General features: G+C 56.7%; 17 protein-coding genes and 2 tRNA genes. 5 read left to right on the top strand and 14 right to left on the bottom strand.

Translation table 11 applies throughout. The annotated features are described in order from the left end of the window. Positions 1-692 precede the first annotated feature (692 nt). Positions 693-995 (bottom strand): hypothetical protein, encoded by a 303-nt coding sequence (locus BLP93_RS08415; protein ID WP_139162960.1) that lies wholly within the window; start codon positions 993-995, stop codon positions 693-695. Positions 996-1,337: 342 nt separating this feature from the next. On the opposite strand from BLP93_RS08415, the gene BLP93_RS08420 reads away from it, so the two are divergent. Then, positions 1,338-2,135 (top strand): class II fructose-bisphosphate aldolase, encoded by a 798-nt coding sequence (locus tag BLP93_RS08420; protein ID WP_161946251.1) that lies wholly within the window; start codon positions 1,338-1,340, stop codon positions 2,133-2,135. A gap of 80 nt (positions 2,136-2,215) precedes the next feature. Here the strand turns inward: BLP93_RS08420 and BLP93_RS08425 are convergent, their stop codons facing one another. After that, positions 2,216-3,061 carry a methyltransferase domain-containing protein gene (locus BLP93_RS08425; protein WP_208596600.1) on the bottom strand — a complete coding sequence of 282 codons (846 nt, stop codon included), beginning with the start codon at positions 3,059-3,061 and terminating at the stop codon, positions 2,216-2,218. Positions 3,062-3,760: 699 nt separating this feature from the next. On the opposite strand from BLP93_RS08425, the gene BLP93_RS08430 reads away from it, so the two are divergent. Then, a complete protein-coding gene (locus BLP93_RS08430) occupies positions 3,761-4,345 on the top strand; it encodes a DUF1134 domain-containing protein (RefSeq protein ID WP_092119978.1) in 585 nt (194 codons plus the stop codon). Positions 4,346-4,602: 257 nt separating this feature from the next. Here the strand turns inward: BLP93_RS08430 and BLP93_RS08435 are convergent. From BLP93_RS08435 to BLP93_RS08490, 12 genes are all read right to left on the bottom strand, one after another. Then, positions 4,603-4,680: transfer RNA gene (locus BLP93_RS08435), tRNA-Glu, on the bottom strand. A gap of 13 nt (positions 4,681-4,693) precedes the next feature. Beyond that, a tRNA-Gln gene (locus tag BLP93_RS08440) sits at positions 4,694-4,767 on the bottom strand. 108 nt (positions 4,768-4,875) lie between these two features. Continuing rightward, positions 4,876-5,223, bottom strand: coding sequence for a hypothetical protein (locus tag BLP93_RS08445; RefSeq protein ID WP_092119981.1), 348 nt, complete (start codon positions 5,221-5,223; stop codon positions 4,876-4,878). A gap of 52 nt (positions 5,224-5,275) precedes the next feature. After that, positions 5,276-5,776: a DciA family protein gene (locus tag BLP93_RS08450; protein WP_092119984.1), complete on the bottom strand. Its 501-nt coding sequence runs from the start codon at positions 5,774-5,776 to the stop codon at positions 5,276-5,278. 77 nt (positions 5,777-5,853) lie between these two features. Next, the gene (gene metK, locus BLP93_RS08455) at positions 5,854-7,023 is read right to left on the bottom strand and encodes a methionine adenosyltransferase (RefSeq protein ID WP_092119987.1); all 1,170 of its coding nucleotides are present in this window, start codon (positions 7,021-7,023) and stop codon (positions 5,854-5,856) included. 12 nt (positions 7,024-7,035) lie between these two features. Continuing rightward, positions 7,036-7,689, bottom strand: a complete 654-nt coding sequence (locus tag BLP93_RS08460) for a DUF502 domain-containing protein (RefSeq protein ID WP_092119990.1) — start codon at positions 7,687-7,689, stop codon at positions 7,036-7,038. Continuing rightward, positions 7,682-8,071, bottom strand: coding sequence for an aspartate 1-decarboxylase (gene panD, locus BLP93_RS08465; protein WP_092119994.1), 390 nt, complete (start codon positions 8,069-8,071; stop codon positions 7,682-7,684). Before panD ends, BLP93_RS08460 begins: the two co-directional genes overlap by 8 nt. Position 8,072: 1 nt before the next feature. Then, the gene (gene panC, locus BLP93_RS08470; protein ID WP_092119997.1) at positions 8,073-8,930 is read right to left on the bottom strand and encodes a pantoate--beta-alanine ligase; all 858 of its coding nucleotides are present in this window, start codon (positions 8,928-8,930) and stop codon (positions 8,073-8,075) included. A 126-nt stretch (positions 8,931-9,056) separates the two neighbouring features. Further along, positions 9,057-9,932, bottom strand: coding sequence for a tRNA pseudouridine(38-40) synthase TruA (gene truA, locus BLP93_RS08475; RefSeq protein WP_092120000.1), 876 nt, complete (start codon positions 9,930-9,932; stop codon positions 9,057-9,059). Between the two features lie 9 nt (positions 9,933-9,941). Further along, positions 9,942-10,544: a MotE family protein gene (locus tag BLP93_RS08480; protein ID WP_244148689.1), complete on the bottom strand. Its 603-nt coding sequence runs from the start codon at positions 10,542-10,544 to the stop codon at positions 9,942-9,944. Beyond that, positions 10,537-10,980 carry a flagellar export protein FliJ gene (fliJ, locus tag BLP93_RS08485; protein ID WP_161946252.1) on the bottom strand — a complete coding sequence of 148 codons (444 nt, stop codon included), beginning with the start codon at positions 10,978-10,980 and terminating at the stop codon, positions 10,537-10,539. The genes BLP93_RS08480 and fliJ overlap by 8 nt, the downstream gene beginning before the upstream one ends. A 4-nt stretch (positions 10,981-10,984) precedes the next feature. Next, entirely contained in the window at positions 10,985-11,725 is a 741-nt protein-coding gene (locus tag BLP93_RS08490; protein WP_092120006.1) for an adenosylcobinamide-GDP ribazoletransferase, read from the bottom strand. A gap of 371 nt (positions 11,726-12,096) precedes the next feature. On the opposite strand from BLP93_RS08490, the gene nifU reads away from it, so the two are divergent. Genes nifU through epsC form a run of 3 tightly spaced genes read left to right on the top strand, consistent with a single transcriptional unit; the run spans position 12,097 to position 15,073 of the window. Further along, positions 12,097-12,942, top strand: coding sequence for a Fe-S cluster assembly protein NifU (gene nifU, locus BLP93_RS08495; protein WP_092120008.1), 846 nt, complete (start codon positions 12,097-12,099; stop codon positions 12,940-12,942). Further along, positions 12,939-14,120, top strand: coding sequence for a cysteine desulfurase NifS (gene nifS, locus BLP93_RS08500; RefSeq protein WP_092120011.1), 1,182 nt, complete (start codon positions 12,939-12,941; stop codon positions 14,118-14,120). Before nifU ends, nifS begins: the two co-directional genes overlap by 4 nt. 14 nt (positions 14,121-14,134) lie before the next feature. Then, positions 14,135-15,073 carry a serine O-acetyltransferase EpsC gene (epsC, locus tag BLP93_RS08505; RefSeq protein ID WP_244148690.1) on the top strand — a complete coding sequence of 313 codons (939 nt, stop codon included), beginning with the start codon at positions 14,135-14,137 and terminating at the stop codon, positions 15,071-15,073. The last annotated feature ends 3 nt before the right edge of the window (positions 15,074-15,076 follow it).

Here is a 15,076-nt window from a genome sequence, read left to right on the forward strand (position 1 = left end):
AGGTTCCCTGACAATTCCTTGAGTACATGCCGTCTCCAAACACCCCGGGCGGATGGTGCGACGCTCCTGTTTTCCCATCGCACCAATGGCAGATTTCCCCATGTAGTTGCAGGGTCACCTCCGCCAGTTTGCTGTAACGAGGCCGAAGCGAGTTCACTTGCGTTAAGGCCTGCACTCTGTCTCGGCCTTTCGGCCTTCTTCCGGCTCGCTTGGCGTCTCGGGTCACCCCTGCTCGCCGAGCCTGGACTTCGTGGTGAACAGGCAATTACCACGGTGGGAACTTTGCATCCCACTGGAATCGCCAGGACTTCGCCTGGCGCACAACTATTCAGCATATTCTTAAAGTACGCAGGATTGGTCCGGCTTGCCTTGATTTTGCGGTCTCGCATGTTTGACTGAGCCAGGATTCGTTCATCAACCATTGCCAAGCACTTGAAGCTCCAAATGCTGTTTATTCACGTAATGGTTTGATGTTACGAAGCCGGCGAAGGAGTCTGCGAGACCGCAAAATAAAGGCAAGCCGGACCTTAGTAGTTACTCCAGCGTAAACTTTGCTCCTGCCCCGCCCCGTCCAGTCATTCATCCTATCATTGATTTCATCTCCAAGGCCGCCATGAAGGGCTTGCTCAGATACACCGGAGCCGATCATTGACCGATTCACTGCAAGTTGTTTGCAACGGCAATATTCGCCCTCACAATTGCTTCATTTTCTGAAACATGTTCAGAAAACCCGGATTGGCGTGGCAAAAGCCGCAGAGGGAATTGGAGAGGGAGATGTAACGGTTGTATCTCAGTTCTTCATGCAGTCTGGCAGGTTCGTTGTAGATTTGGCTCAAGGTTTCAACCAGCGGCGCAAGAGGAACAAAGCGCCTTTCGCACAGCCTGCAACTTCCCAGGCAATTCAGCATGACGGCGAGATCAAGTATTATATCCGGATCTTTGGAAAGTTCTTCGAACAGGGATTCGAGATCCCTCGGCAGGATTATGTTTAGCATGACGCACTCGCATTCAAGATGATTATGTTCCGGAAAATCAACTTTTTCCTGTTCCAATGCCGACCTGCCTGAAATGCATTCCTTAAGCGCGGCGGGCCTGGCTTCTTCCGGTTGCCGGACAGAGCAAAAAAGTTGCCGGAGTAGAGCCTCCGGAGATCATAAATGGAATGTAACGCTGATTCCTGCCGAAGCAATGTAATTGACTGTTTGACTGCTGTCTGTCAGCGCGCCTCAAGCCATGTATTGCTCGCGCAGCTTCCCGGGAGTACACTTTAATCAAACTGACAAATGGATTCTTCCCGGCCACGGCGTTACGCGCCTCAGGAAAAGGAGTTTGTAGCTATGTCATTGACCAGACTCAGCCAATGCCTGGAACACTTTCCCTCCGGATCGGCCGTCGGCTGCTTCAGCGTCTACAGCCTGGAAACACTGCGGGCCGTGGTGGTCGCGGCGGAAACGGAGCGCAAGCCCGCGGTCATTTCCCTGGATGCCGTCGATGTGCTGCATGTGGGCCTCGGCCCGTTGGCCCAGGCCGCCCTGTTCGCAGCACGAAAGGCGAATATCCCCATGACCGTGCATCTCAATCACGGCCGAAGTCTGGCTGATATCCGGGAGGCTTTGGAACTGGACCTGCCTTCAGTGATGTTTGATGGTTCAAACCTTGAATTTACCGAAAACGTCCGACTGACCCGCCAAGCCCGAGACTTGGCTCACGAATCCGGGGCAGAGATCGAAGGCGAGTTTGGTCCCCTATGCTCAACCCACCAGCAAATTTCACAGGTATTGGACTTTCTTGATCGCACTGAGATCGACTTCCTGGCTTTTTCGGTCCCCAAGGGACTCTCCCTGTTGGAATACGCCGGGCGCATCGAACTGCTTGCCGAACTTGCCGCAAAAACCAACGTGCCCCTGGTCCTGCACAATGGCAGTCGATTACCGGAATCCTTGCTCTGCCAAACCCTGGAATTCGGGATACGCAAAGTAAACGTTCACACCGACATTCTGCGCGCTTTGGGCCAGGGACTGCGCGATCTCATGCCTGAGGAACAGGACAACCCGTTGCCCCGCCTTAGTTTGATCACCAAAGAGATCCAGTGGCTGATCGCTCAGCATATTCGCATCTTCTCCACGAAGCGCTGATTGCACTCTCCTCCTGCAAATTCAACAACGCGCTGCTGATCGTCTGCAAAATTTGGTTGAGGCGAAAATCTAAGCGATTCTCACTTGCGCCGGGCGTGCCAGTCGGTTGCCTCCTCTTGCGACGGGTCCGGGACGATGGTGTCGCCCATGATCCTTCCGATATACTGATCTTCGCCAATTGAGAATAAAATCCGGTTTCCCCGCAAACGCAAACCCGTAAGTTCCGTCCTCGAACCATTGATAACAGCATGGCCCTTAATCTGCTGGAAGGTTTGGGTGAATGAAAGTGCAAATTCACTGTGATCCGGCGCCCTGACCGTCCAATCGCCCTCCACCCGTGCCGGCACGATCCAGAGATAAACGGCGTGTCCGGCAACTATTTCGGCCTGATCAGGAATCCAGTCCCCCATGTCGAAAGCATGCGAGACGATCCGCGTACCCGGAGCCATGTCCTTCAGAATTATCGGCTTCAATCGCAGATTGAGCGCGGGCAGCAGATACATCGTCAGGACCGTGGCATCTGAAAAATCCATCCCGAACAAGTCCCCTTCCAGGAAAACGGTACGATCCTCGACACCGTCTCTTCTGGCGCTCTCACGACCTTCGGCCACCCGTTGCGGATCGAGATCGATTCCAAGGGCAAGACGCGCATCAAAGTCCCGTATCGCCGCGACGACAATCCGGCCGTCCCCCGACCCCAGATCAACGACAAAATCGTCGTCATGCACACCCGCCATCTCCAGCATGCGCTGCACGACCTCATGCGGAGTGGGCACGTATCCGACATCGAGTTCTGGCGGCGAGGAATCCGCCCCGTGAACCAGAAACACTCGACCAGTCGAAATCATGAACATGACGAGAAAAAGACAGAATCCGACCATAAGCCGCCAGAGCCGTCCACCAGTATCATGGTACGACGTTAACATCCTGCACCTCCTTTCCCCAGTTTTACACGTTCGAATAGAATCTTTGACCAAGATTATTCTGATTGCTCAGGAATTTCCAGAGCGACATCGAACTACTTGAGCAACTATGACTACGCCCCTATTTATGCCTATGCAGGCCTCGATCAGAATGATAAGCATCCCTGTTGGAAAAACAAAAAATGGTTGGAAGCACTTGTGCTTCCAACCTAAAATTGTTTGACGTCTCCAAGGGAATTCGCCCCCCGTTACCGTAACGGACAAAATTTGTACGATTTATTATTTGTTGGATCCTGGATAAAACTGGCCTAACAGCAGGAAAAGGGTTTAAAAAAAAGTCCCAGCGAGATCCTGCGAAAGAGACGGGCCTGATGAACTGAGTAGGTCACCAGCACATTGCCAGCGATTCATTTTGACGCTCTTTGCGGGGGGGAAGTCCGTATGAGATTCCGTATCGACTTCCTGTAGTGTCAAACTTCCGCGCTGAATTTTCCCTGGCCCGGGAGTGACATTGCCTTGCCAACGCGTTATGAACGCGGAACATTGCAAGTTGATACCGCACCTTGTCCCGCTCAACTTGATGAACCAGGCCTTTGAGCCAGTTCCACGCAAAGGAAGGCAAAGCAAGTGAGCGCAACCCGCCGTACAACAATCAGGCGCTACGGCTATAATCATGTTGTAAAAACATAACTCGGAACAATCATGAACAAACGTTGTACATTCTACCTGTTGGCGCTCTTGCTTCCTCTGTTCCTCCTGACCTTTGCCCAGGCGGACGCATCCGCCCAGACATCCAGCGAATCCAACACCTACAGCAAGGAAGAAATCCAGAACGCCGTTGAAGGCTTTTTTGCAGGTACGACCAGAGGGCTCGCGGAAATACTGGAGCGCATCTTCGCTGACTACGGCCGCCCCCAAGGCTACATCCAGGGCGAGGAGGCCGGAGCCGCTCTGGTCGTAGGGCTGCGTTACGGCCAGGGCTTCCTACACCTCAAGGGTATGGAGCCAGTCCAGGTCTACTGGCAGGGACCATCCGTTGGTTTCGACATCGGTGTCAATGTCGCGAAGAACTTTACCCTGGTCTACAACCTGACGGATCCCAATTTAATATTTCAGCGATTTCCCGGACTGGACGGCAGCGCCTACATTGTCGGTGGCCTGAGCATGAATTACCAGAAAAGCAACGAGATCGTCCTGGCCCCAATCAGGACCGGAATGGGCCTACGCCTTGGAGCGAGCGTTGGCTATCTGCACTATACCGAACGGAAGCATATGAACCCATTATGATCCAACAGAGTCAGCGAACCTTGCCCGCAAGGATCCTGCAAGCTCAACGTTGATTTACTCGTCACTGCGTAGATCGTGGTCATGATGCCGGTACCGGCATCATGACTGGTTTGGCCAAATAGTTCTTCATCCCGGTCTCATGGAAAATTTTCCTAAAAAAAAGCCCCCAAAGTTGCAGCTTTGGGGGCTTAGTACTTCCGCCGGCACTTCCGCCGGCTCTGGCTATGGTCAACAGGCTTGCTACCTGTTGTTGTAATTGGCGTCCCCAAGGGGATTCGAACCCCTGTTACCGGCGTGAAAGGCCGATGTCCTGGACCAGGCTAGACGATGGGGACATTTTGTTGGGTTTGGCTGGGGGACTAGGATTTGAACCTAGGTTGACGGAGTCAGAGTCCGTAGTCCTGCCGCTAGACGATCCCCCAACGCAAAGTCCGTAGATATATGGGAAAGAGGATCGCTTGTCAACATTTTTCTTCTCTAAAATAAAATTTAGAACTAGCTCCTGACAAACCAATTTATTGCAGCATTCGCTAGGCGGCTGCAGCCAAACGACGAGTCCGCTTTTTGAGAAAATTGATTTTCCGGCGCAACTGATCGCGATCCCGGCGCTGGGTGCTGGGGAGCTGGTCCTTTTCGGCGCGCAGTTCGCGAACCTGCCGCTTCAAGGCCCAGATTTGCTCCTTGTAAGGCGATGGCCCCTTGTGGTTCTCGTCCGTGCTGAAGCCAAGAGCTTCTCGGACAGCTACCACCAGTGCTTCTTTGTCCATCCCGCTGGCCCCGGTGATCTGAGGAATCTTGGAAATGCACAGTTCTCGAAGTTCCTTGGCGGTCATCTTATCCAAGGGCTTTTTCAGGACAATATCAGTCGCCTCGCTCATTCCGTTCTCCTTAAAACGACCGGACAACTTATGTTCCGATCTCGTTGAATTACTAATCTCTATTTTTTTGCGCCCGTGTTTCTTCAACAAGGCGAACATAGGCTCTGTAGCATCGTTCAAGTGCCGGGACTGCGGAAAAGCTTCCGGCATCATGTCCCAGATCTCCCGCGGTAAATCCCGCGTCATCAAATGCTTGGCGCGGCGAGCGGGATCGAACTTCCCTCCCCCGAACCAGCGTCTGGGCAATCGCGTCCAAGGGAGAACGGCCATTTAGCAGATCAAGACGAACTTTGTCAAAGCATTTTTCACCCAAAGCCGCATTAACCGCCTCAAGAATCGCCGAAGTCTGGAAGTGGATCTCCTGCATTGCCATGGGATCGTCCACGCCCAGAAGCAAGGTGGTTTTGTTGTGACCGAGTGGTCTTGCCAGTTCCGCCACATGGTCTCCGACAATTTTGCTCCAGGACGTCCACATTCTGGCCAGACGCAGTCGGCGGCGATGCTCCGGATCGCTCCAGAGCCCGTGCAAAATCTCTCTGGCTTGATATGCCATAGCCGCTGTTCCAGTGCATTGCCCGGCTCCCTGCTATCGCCGGCGGGAGAGCAGGGGCAGCTTGCCCTTACCGTGAATTAGACCTTGGCCGCCGTCCGTAAATCGTCCGTGGCGTCCGTGCTTTCCCAAGTAAAATCAACGTCTTCGCGCCCGAAATGACCATAGATCGAAGCTTTCTTGTAGATGGGGCGCTTCAGGTCCAGGCGCTTGCTGATGAAAAAGGGACGCAGGTCGAAAACTTCGAGCACGGCCTTGGTCAGCACCTCATCCGAAACAACTCCCGTGCCCCAGGATGTGACCAGGGTGGAGATGGGCTCCGCCACGCCGATGGCATAGGCCACCTGGACCTCACAGCGTTCGGCCAGGCCAGCGGCCACCACGTTCTTGGCGATATAACGGGCCATGTAGGCTCCGGAACGATCCACCTTGGACGGATCCTTTCCGGAAAACGCGCCTCCCCCATGGTTGCCCATGCCGCCGTAAGTATCTTGGATGATCTTGCGTCCCGTCAGGCCGCAGTCCGCAAGCGGACCGCCGAGCACAAAGCGTCCGGTGGTGTTGATGTAGATTCGCATCTTCTCATCCACCATCTCTTCAGGAAGGACCTTGAAGATGACCTCTTGCTTGACGGCGTCCACCAGGTCGACATGGGCGATGTTTTCATCGTGCTGACAAGCGATGACCACGTTGTCGACCCGCTTGGGCTTGCCATTCTGGTATTCGATGCAAACTTCGGTTTTGCCGTCGGGCCGCAGGAAATCCAAAATTTTCTTTTTCCGAACGTACGCCAGACGTCTGGAAAGCTTGTGGGCATAAAAAATTGGAGCCGGCATCAAGGTCGACGTTTCATTGACCGCAAAACCGAACATCATGCCCTGGTCCCCGGCGCCCTGCTCTTCCGGCTTTGTCCTGTTCACGCCTACGGCAATGTCCACGGACTGCTTGTCGATGGAGGACACAACGGCGCAAGTGTCAGCGTCAAAGCCCATTTCCGAATTGACGTATCCGATGTCCCGGACGGTCTGGCGCACGATGCTGGGCAGGTCGGCGTAGGCGTTGGTGGAGATCTCGCCGGCAATGAAGGCCAGGCCTGTGGTCACCAGCGTTTCGCAGGCCACGCGGGCATCGGGGTCCTGGGCAATAATGCAGTCCAGCACGGAATCGGAAATCTGATCCGCGACTTTGTCCGGGTGACCTTCGGTGACGGATTCCGAAGTGAAGAAATAGGAACTGGTATTCCCGTGCATGTTCGCTCCTTCTTAGGGGTGTTCTTTTTTATCCGGGCTGATGATGCCGCCGGAAACAAGCAGCTTGAATGCGTCTTCAACACTCATCTCCATAGGGATCACCGACTGTTCGGGGACCATCAGGAAAAAACCCGATGTGGGATTGGGAGTCGTAGGGACAAAAACATTGAGCACTTTTTGTTTCGTCTTGCGCTGGATCTCCCCGGTTGCGAAACCCGTGACGAACCCCAGCGCATAACTTCCATCCTTGGGGTATTCAACCAGGACCACTCGCTGAAAATCCTGGGGCGACCGATTGAAAATGGTTTCCACAAGCTGTTTCACGGCAAGATAAAGCTTGTTCACCAGGGGAATGGTCTCGATAACCCTGTCCCAGACTTCCACAAGCTTCCGGCCCATGTAGTTGCGGACAGCGAATCCGGTCAGGAGCACGGTAAGGAAGAGGAGGATCAATCCCAGGCCGGGAATGCGGAAGGGCAGAAAATTCTCCGGCTGAAAGGGTTCCGGCAGGAACCGCAAAAAACCGTCCACGAAATTGAACAGAACACGCAGGAAGAAAAAGGTCGCCATGACCGGAGTCAAGAAAAGAATCCCGGCCAGGAGGTTCACCCTGATGAAATTTTTCAACCTGAACCAGCAGCCGCGTGGTTGAAGATCTTCATTCATTGCCAAATTTATTAAAATCAGGCCCGGCATTCGCCGTCTGAACAATTTTATTTGTCCTGTCCACCAGCACCACTCGCGGCTGCAACTGATCAATCTCATCCGGCTCCAGCCAGGAGTAGGCCACGATGATGATCAGATGCCCGACATCGCCTTTTAAGGCGGCCGCGCCGTTGAGACATATCTCTCCCGGCTCGCCGACGATGGTATAGGTGCGCAACCGTTCTCCATTATTCAGATTGTACACTTCCACCTGCTCATGGGGCAGAATCCCGGATGCTTCCAGGAGGGCCGGACAGACGGACAAGCTCCCTTCGTAGTCCACCCGGGCCGCGGTAACGGTGGCCCGGTGGATTTTCCCGATCATAAAACAACGTAGCGCCATATTATTGTCCCTGCGTATTGATTAAAATATTGTCAATCAAGCGGGCGCCCTGGAATTGAACGGCCACCGCCACCAGAGCCGCGCCGCTCACCTCTTCCAACGGGTACAGCAGCTCCGGTTCCACGATGGCCATGTATTCCACCCGTCCCAAAGGCATCTCCCGGGCATAGAATTCACCCAGCGCGGCCAGAAGCAGGCTCGCCTCTGTCTCGCCGTCGCCGACCCACTGCTGCACTTGACGCAACCCGCTGTAGATGGTCGGTGCCTGCGTCCGTTCGGCCGGATCGAGATTCACGTTCCGGGAACTCATGGCCAGCCCGTCGGATTCGCGAACAGTCGGCCTGGATCGAATTTCCACCGGAAAATTCAGATCCTGGACCATACGCTGGATCACGGCCAGCTGCTGCCAATCCTTTTGGCCGAAAACAGCCAGGTTGGGACAGGTCAACATGAGTAGCTTGGCGACCACCGTGGCCACGCCCCGGAAATGGGTCGGCCGCTGCACCGCGCACAATCCCCTGCACAGCGAAGGCGCTTCCACCCACACGGCATGGTTTGAAGGAAACATGTCCTCCGCACTGGGCATGAACAGGACATCCACGCCAAGGTCTTCGGCAATTTGGGTGTCGCGATCGAGATTCCGGGGATACTGCCGCAAATCCTCCCGCGGCCCGAACTGGGTCGGGTTCACGAACAGGCTGACCATCAACAAATCCGCTTGAGATTTGGCCCAGGTCATCAAGGACGTATGGCCGTCATGGAAATAGCCCATGGTCGGAACGAGAGCCAGGCGCTTGCCCGCGCAACGCTGCTGCATGCTCCATGACTGCATCTGGATCGGCTGAGTAATGATTTGCATAGTGCACCGCCAAGGTATCTTAAAACGAAAATCAGCCCTAATGGTGAATCAACAGGAATTCATCCCATTACCTAATGGAAAAATGATACATGCAATTCCCGTCACCCGCCAGCCTTTCTCCGCCGGTCATCCATCCGGAACCGGATCAGGGCATGCTGCCGATTCACGGTATTCGACCCTTTCCAAGCACAGGCCCCGCGCCGGGGCTGTGGCCGGCGCAGACGCCCGCGAGCCCTGTCGGAGAATGGCCTCCACCTGGTCAGCACAGAGCTTTCCTTTGCCCACCGTGACCAGGCAGCCCATCATGTTCCGGACCATTTGCTTCAAAAACCCGTCCGCCGAAAAAAACCATACTGTTTCATTCGGCCTTCCTCCGATCTCGGGATGAACGTCAAAGACCGTCCGCACCGTGCTGCGGACCGGGGTGCCCCGGTTCTGGAAGGCGGACCAGTCCCTGCGTCCGACAAGGTACTTCGAGGCCTGAACCATGGCTTCCAGATCCAGACGGCCGACTGGCCAGACGTACCCCTTGCGCTGAGGCAGGACATATGTCGGCTCGGTCCACAGGGTATAGCTGTAGGTTTTGCGATTCGCGTCAAAGCGGGCATGGAAGGAGTCGGGAACGATTTGGACCTCGACAACACAGACATCCTGCGGCAACAAGGCGTTCAAGGCGCGTTGCCAGGGCAGATTGCCGCGCCTGGCCGGCACCTGAACGTGGGCCACCTGACCCAGGGCATGAACCCCGGCATCGGTCCTGCCGGCTCCATGCACTCGCACAGGCCGTCCCACCAATTGAGCGAGAGCCTTTTCAAGACAGCCCTGTACCGTGCGGGCCCCGTCCTGAAGTTGCCAGCCGTGGAAGTCCGTTCCAGCGTAGGCCAGCTGGAGCTTCAGCCGGGTCGTGGGTTCTATGGGTTCTTCGGATGCCTTGTCGGATGAGTTGAACGCCGCGATTGTTTCGGATTCTTCGCGCGCAGGCCGATCATTGCAGCTGTACATTGCAGATGATCATTGCAATGGAATGTGAATCCGGGTCAAGGCTTCGGTCAACCTGGCGGCCCTTTCCGCATCCACGAAGGAAAGCACTTCCCCGGCACTGCGGCCCCGCATTCCAGACAGAATTTTGACGGCCACGGGTTCCTCCAGGGCCTCCAGCGCCTTGGCCGCCTCCCGGGGCTTCATGTTCGAGTAGACGTCCACAAGGTGTTTGATCTTTCCGTCCCGGAGCACGTCGGCCTCGTCAAGCATGGTCTGAAGCCGGTTTTCCAGCTGCTGCAATCGGTTCAGCTTGGCATCCAGCTCCCGTTCCAGGGCCTGGAGCGCCTGCTCCTTGCGCTGCAACTCCTCCTGCCGGCGGCGTAGGTTCTGCCACTCCTCGGAAAGATTGCCCTGGCTGGCGAATTGCTGGGGATCGCCCCCCTGTTGCGCCACATTCCAGGCTCCGGGGATTTCGCTTGCCGGCAGCTGGGCATACGCCGGCGACGGCGCCGCAAGAGCGGCCTGGGCTACGGACGTTACCTTATAGTCCGCAGGCTGTATCCCGCTCCAGACCGCCAGAAAAACCAGCTTGGTCAAGCTGAGCACAGCCACGCCCGCAAGCAGGCTAGACACCTTTAAACTGGTGCCGAAGGGCCGCCATTTCATCAAGTTCTTTTTGTTCAGTATTTTTTTCTTGTTCATAATAATCCAGAGCCTTTCTGTTGCGCAGGCGCTCCAAAATCTTGGCGTCCTTCGATCGTTGAATTAGTTCACCGCGGCAGGCGGCGACCTTTGCGGCCAGTTTCTGCAGTTGATGCTCTTCCCGCGCGATATCCTGCAAGAGATGTTCCCTGTACTGGTTCCACAGCCAGAACTGGGCAGTCGCCAAAAGTCGATTGCTCTCCAATTGGGACGCGGCTTCCTCCAGTTTGCGGCGCATGTCGTCCAGCTTCCGGGCCTGGGCCTGATAGATTTTCTGGGCCGCAATCAGCTCCAGCCTGGCAGAGTCTACAAGTTGGCGCCTGTAGTCCAAAACATGTTCCAACGAAAAATGAAACGGCTTGCGCACTCTCCTACCCTCCAATCATCCAGGCGGCAAATACGCTCATCTCGCCCCAGACAATAGCCGTTCCCAAAAAATCGCCATTCAACCCTCCTTGGGCCCGGGCGATGCGAACAAGGACCAGGATCCCGCCAAGGCACAGACCGGCGGCCAACAACAACATGCTCCACGGCACGAAAAACAGCCCGAAAACGACGGCTTGACTCGTTACGAAAGCCAGGCTTTGCCAGGTGAGGGCGTTCAAAAAAAGCCCCGCCAATCCGGGACGATGCAAATCCCTGGCCTGCCAAGCCAGAAGAACGGCGGCGCTTCGTCCCAGGACCGGCGCCCAGATCAGCATCCCCCATTGCCCGGCTTCCACAACACCCTGCACCATGATCAGACAGCCGGCCAGGCCCATGAACAGTCCCATGCCCCCGAAAGCGCCCATCCGACTGTCCTTGATCACCTCCCAGAATCGCTCCCCCCGGGCCCCGCTGCCCCAGGCATCGCCCAAATCCGCCCAGCCGTCCCAATGCAGCCCGCGGGTGATGTACATCGCGAATCCGAGCCAGATCCAGGCCTGCACCCAAGGCCTTCCCGCAGCGAGTCCGAGAACCAACGGCAGGACAAGGACAATCCCCAGAACCAAGCCCACAACCGGAAACCAGCGCATGCTGCGTCCCAGTTCATCATTGTCCGCGATCATGGCCGGAGCCCAGCGCGTCAAAAATCCGGCGGCCAGGAAGAATTCTTTTACAAGCTTCGGCAAACGAGCCTCTTTTTCATGAATTCAGCATGGAAATTTGAGGGGAAGGAGGTGATCAGCATTCTGCCGGTGCCAACGAGTCCACTCTAGAACGACCGCAAGGATACGCCCCAATGGTCACGAGGTATCGCGAGAATTTGTGAATCAAAAGTACGTCCCCCGCCCAAGCACGGACCTGTAGGGGCTCCCCTCGCGGGTGCCCAAGATTAGCACTGCACGACGTACTCCGGTTTGTGCCTACCGTTTCCATCGTCCAGTTTCAACCTGAACGAGATCATGATCCCTGAGAGACAGGAAAGTTGAACCCTGAGTGCAAAAAGCATAGATTTATTTTTTCAAACAAAACATGAACAATCTTTCCAGGAGTTCCAGCCATGTGGGATTACACCGACAAAGTGCGCGACCATTTTCTTAACCCTAGAAATGCCGGCCCCATGGAAGATCCCACCGTGGTGGGCGAAGTGGGCAGTCTGGCCTGCGGGGACGCGCTCAAACTTTTCCTGAAGATCGATCCATCCGGCCGGATCACCGACGCCACCTTTCAAACATTTGGTTGTGCCAGCGCCATCGCCTCCAGCTCCGTGCTCACGGAACTGCTCAAGGGTAAAACCGTTGAAGAGGCCGCGGCCATCACCAATAAAGAGATCGCCGCGGAACTGGGCGGCCTGCCCCGGGAAAAAATGCACTGTTCCGTGATGGGACAAGAAGCTTTGGAGTCGGCGTTAAAACGGTACCGGGGAGAGCTGGAACCGCTGGTCAAGCCCGAAGGGGAGATCGTCTGCAAATGTTTCGGCGTCACGGACGTGCAGATCCGCCGGGCCATAACAGAGAACAACCTGACCACGGTCGAGGAAATCACGGATTATACCAAAGCCGGCGGCGGCTGCGGCGAGTGCGTCCTGGACCTGGAGCGCATCCTGGCTGAAACCCGGGGCACGGAGCAGCCCAAGGCCAAACCGGAAACGGCCAAGCGCAAGCTGACCAACCTCCAGCGCATGCAGCTGGTGGCCAAGGTTATCGATGAGGAGATCCGGCCCAGTCTGAAAAAGGATCGCGGCGACATCGAGCTTCTGGACATCGAGGGAACCAGGGTCCTCGTCTCCATGCGCGGAGCCTGCGCCGGCTGCCCCTCCAGCCAGTTGACCATCAAGGAACTGATTCAGCGCCGGCTGCGCGATGCCGTGGATCAGGAAATCATCGTCGAGGAGGTGCGCTCATGAAGGAAGTCTACCTGGACAACAACGCCACGACCATGGTCGCACCGGAAGTCCTGGAAGCCATGCTGCCCTATCTGCGCAGCGATTACGGCAATGCCTCGAGCATGCACGGCTTCGGGGGCAAGGTGGGCAAGGTGATCCGGCAGGCCCGGGAACAGACGGCGCAGGCTCTCGGCTGCTCCGCCGAGGAAATCATCTTCACTTCCTGCGGCACGGAAAGCGACAACACGGCCATTTTCTCCGCTGTCCGCTCCCAGCCGGAAAAGCGACATGTCGTGACCACCCGGGTGGAGCATCCGGCGGTTCTGAACGTGGCCAGCCACCTGGAAATCGCCGGCTATGAGGTCACCAGCCTCAAGGTGGACGAACAGGGGCGGTTGGACCTGCAGGAACTCGAAGACAGTCTGCGTCCGGACACGGCCCTGGTTTCCGTGATGCACGCCAACAATGAAAGCGGGGTCGTGTTTCCCCTGGAGCGGATCGCCGAGATCGTCAAGAGCCGCGACATCCTGCTGCATACGGACGCCGTGCAGACCGTGGGCAAGCTGCCCATCGACCTGCAAACGCTGGCCGTGGATTTTCTGGCCCTTTCCGCGCACAAGGTGCACGGCCCCAAGGGGGTCGGCGCGCTCTTCGTACGCCGCGGCGTTCCCTTTCGCCCCTTCATGCTTGGCGGACACCAGGAAAAAGGCCGCCGGGCCGGCACGGAGAACGTTGCCGGCATCGTCGCCCTGGGCAAAGCCATGGAAATGGCCGAGGCAGGAATTGTGGATGAAAATACGCGGGTCAAGGCCCTTCGGGATCGCCTGGAGAACGCGATTATGGAATCCATCCCGGATGTGCGACGCAACGGCGACCCTGAAAACCGTCTTCCGAACACGTCCAGCCTGGCCTTCAAGTACATCGAGGGTGAATCCATCCTGCTCATGCTGGACCAGTACGGCATCTGCGCCAGTTCCGGTTCGGCGTGCACCTCGGGCAGCCTGGAACCGTCCCATGTCCTGCGGGCCATGGGCGTGCCCTTCACCTACGCCCACGGCTCCATCCGCTTCAGCCTGAGCCGGTACACCACGGATCAGGAAATCGACCTTGTCCTGCGGGAATTGCCTGGCATCGTTTCCAGGCTGCGAGCCATGTCTCCCTTTACCGGAGACCAAGCCGGACAGGCCTGTGCGTGCTGACCAAGGGGGACCCCATGAACAAGCCAATCATGATGGATCTGCGCGTTGCCCCGTTGAAAGACGTGGTCCGCCAGCTCTGTGAGCCGGAATCCTGCAAGGAGGTCTGTCGGGCGCCGATGCACGATCAGCCCATGCCGTCGATTCCCGCGCTCACGGAAATCGTGGACCGCCTCAAGGGTATTCTTTTTCCAGGATATTTCGGGGATTCCGAGGTTACCCCGGAATCCCTGACCTACTACATCGGAGCGGGACTGGACCGCGTCTACAGGTTGCTCATCGAACAGATCAAGCGCGGGTACTGTTTCCTGTGCCGGTTCAACGGGGAGGAAGACTGCGACGACTGCCAGGAGGTGGCCGTGGATCTGGCAACCAGGTTCATTACCATCCTGCCCCACATCCGCGCCCTCCTGGCCACGGACGTTCAGGCCGCCATGGCCGGAGATCCGGCTGCCAAAACTCCGGGCGAGATCATTTTCAGCTATCCCAGCATTACGGCCTTGACCCATTATCGGATCGCCCACGAACTCTATCACCTCGGCGTGGACATGATTCCCCGGATCATCTGCGAGATGGCCCACTCCAAAACCGGGATCGACATCCATCCCGGCGCCGAAATCGGCAACCATTTCTTCATCGACCATGGAACCGGCACGGTCATTGGCGAGACCAGCATCATCGGCAACAATGTCCGGCTGTATCAGGGCGTCACCCTGGGCGCGAAAAGCTTTCCCAAGGATGCCGCCGGCCAGATCATCAAGGGCCTGCCCCGCCATCCGGTCATCGAGGACGACGTGATCATCTATTCCGGCGCGACGATTCTGGGTCGGGTGACCATCGGCAAGGGTTCGGTCATCGGCGGCAACGTCTGGGTTACGGAAAGCGTGCCCCCGGGCTCGCGCCTGACGCAGCAACGCCCCAGTTCCCAGCTGTTCAGCGGGGGCGAAGGCATCTGAATG

It is taken from the genome of Desulfonatronum thiosulfatophilum (genome assembly GCF_900104215.1).
Classification (GTDB): domain Bacteria; phylum Desulfobacterota; class Desulfovibrionia; order Desulfovibrionales; family Desulfonatronaceae; genus Desulfonatronum; species Desulfonatronum thiosulfatophilum.